Here is a 2,036-nt window from a genome sequence, read left to right as displayed (position 1 = left end):
CGGGTGGGCCCCTGCCGGCCCGGGTGCCGCCCCGGCTGGCCGAGCTGTGGGCCGACCGGGACCTCTACCCGCACGCGCACCGGGGTGCTTACACCGGCCTCGCGGAGACCGTCGACGCGGGCATCGAGGGCTTCGCCGACGCGCTCTACGACCGGCTGCTGATCCCGGAGGGCTGGGTGCCGTACCCGGACACCGCGCCGACCCTCGCCGCGCTGCGCGAGGCGGGCGTGCGGGTGGCCGTGGTGAGCAACATCGGCTTCGACATCCGGCCGATCTTCGCGGCCTGGGGTCTGGACGGTCTGGTCGACGCGTTCGCGCTGTCGTACGAGGTGGGGCGCTGCAAGCCGGATCCGGGAATCTTCTGGCGGGCCTGCGGCATGATCGGCGTCGACCCGGAGCGGGCGCTGATGGTGGGCGACACGCCGGCCGACGCCGGGGCGGTCGCCGCCGGGTGCGCGGTGCTGGTGCTGCCGGCGGCCGAGGCGGGACGGGCCAACGGCCTGGGCGCCGTGCTGGACCTGGCCGGTGTCAAGGAGCGCTAACGCCGGAACGACAGCACCGCTAACGACGGGCGCTAACGACCGGACGTTATCGTCGTTGTCATGATCGCCGAGACCTCCCCCCGGGACCGGATCGTCCGCGCCGCCGCCGCACTGCTCGCCGAGGGCGGCCGGGACGGAGTCACCACCCGTGCGGTGAGCCGGGCGGCGGGCGTCCAGGCGCCGACGATCTACCGGCAGTTCGGTGACATGCGCGGCCTGCTGGACGCCGCCGCCAGCTACGGCTTCGCCGCGTACCTGCACGCCGAGGCCGGCCGGGACCTCCCCGGCGATCCGGTCGACGACCTGCGCCGGGGATGGGACATCCAGGTCGCCTTCGGCGTCGCCAACCCGGCCTTCCACGCCCTCATGTACGGCGACCCGTCCCCCGGCGAGACGCCGACGGCGGCCCGGGTCGCCGCCGACATCCTCCGCCAGCTCGTGCACCGGGTCGCCGAGGCGGGCCGGCTGCGGACCGGCGTGGACGACGCGACCGACATGCTGCACGCCGCCGGCTGCGGCGTGACCCTGACCCTCATCCGGACACCGCCGCAGCGACGGGACCCGGCCCTGTCCACCCGCACCCGGGAGGCGGTGCTCGGCGCGCTGGTCGCCGATTCTCCGGCCGCCCGGGTCGTCGACCGGCCGGGCCAGCCACTGCGGCACGCGATCGCCCTGCGCGCCGCACTGCCCGACCTGGCCGCCGACCTCACCGACGCCGAGCGCGCCCTGCTGACCGAATGGCTGGACCGGCTGATCCGCGCCCCGCACACGTGACCGGACCCCGGATCAGGTGACCGGGCGCTCGGGTCAGCGCAGGAGCCGGACCGCGCCCGGGACGGCGGTGATCGTCACCGGCAGGTCGAGGGCCCGCTCACCGTCGGCGTACGTCGTGATGCCCTCGGCGGCCAACTCGACCGTACGGGCCCGGTAGCTGCGCACCAGCGGGTGCTCGACGTGGGTGCCGGCGTAGATGCGCGGCTTGACCCGCATCAGGGTGCGCCGGTCGAACCGGGCGCCCACCACCACGTCGAGCAGGCCGTCGGTCGGGTCGGCGGCCGGGCAGATCCGCATCCTTCCGCCGTAGCAGGCGCCGTTGCCCACGGCCACCAGCACCGCGTCCAGTTCGTGGCTCTCGCCGTCCAGACGCAGCGTGTACCGACGGGGCCGCAGCCGGGCCAGCTCCACCAGGATCGCCAGGTCGTACCGGCGGGGACCGCGCGGCCAGCGCATCCGGTTGGCGCGCTCGTTGACGATCGCGTCGAAGCCGGCGGCGAGCACCGCCCCGTACCAGCGGACCGTGCCATCGGCGCCGGTCATCCGGGCCAGGTCGACCGGGCTGGTCCGGCCCTGGAGCAGGGCCGCCGCGATCACGTCCGCCGCGGCGAACGGGTCCGCCGGGAAGCCGGTGTCGAGGGCGAAGTCGTTGCCGGTGCCCGCCGGTACCGGGCCGAACGGCACCGTGGTGCCGGCGACCGCCTGCAACGCACGGTGCAC

3 protein-coding genes are annotated in these 2,036 nt (G+C 75.5%); 2 read left to right on the top strand and 1 reads right to left on the bottom strand.

What is annotated here, in order from left to right:
• Nucleotides 1-542: HAD-IA family hydrolase (locus AB0I76_RS28595; protein WP_357041853.1), on the top strand; the 542-nt coding region annotated here is incomplete at its 5' end.
• Nucleotides 543-602: 60 nt separating this feature from the next.
• Entirely contained in the window at nt 603-1,316 is a 714-nt protein-coding gene (locus tag AB0I76_RS28590; protein WP_357041850.1) for a TetR/AcrR family transcriptional regulator, read from the top strand.
• 33 nt (nt 1,317-1,349) lie between these two features.
• On the opposite strand, the gene AB0I76_RS28585 is transcribed toward AB0I76_RS28590, so the two are convergent.
• Nucleotides 1,350-2,036: diacylglycerol kinase family protein (locus AB0I76_RS28585; RefSeq protein WP_357041847.1), on the bottom strand; the 687-nt coding region annotated here is incomplete at its 5' end.

Origin of the sequence: Micromonospora sp. NPDC049799 (assembly GCF_040656655.1) — a bacterium.
GTDB lineage: Bacteria > Actinomycetota > Actinomycetes > Mycobacteriales > Micromonosporaceae > Micromonospora.
Note: the sequence above shows the minus strand (reverse complement) of the source record. Positions and strands in the feature narration are given on the sequence as shown.

Excerpts from the sequence above, each read along its gene's own strand:
- AB0I76_RS28590 (WP_357041850.1), top strand. The coding sequence starts at position 603 with ATGATCGCCGAGACCTCCCCCCGGGACCGGATCGTCCGCGCCGCCGCC.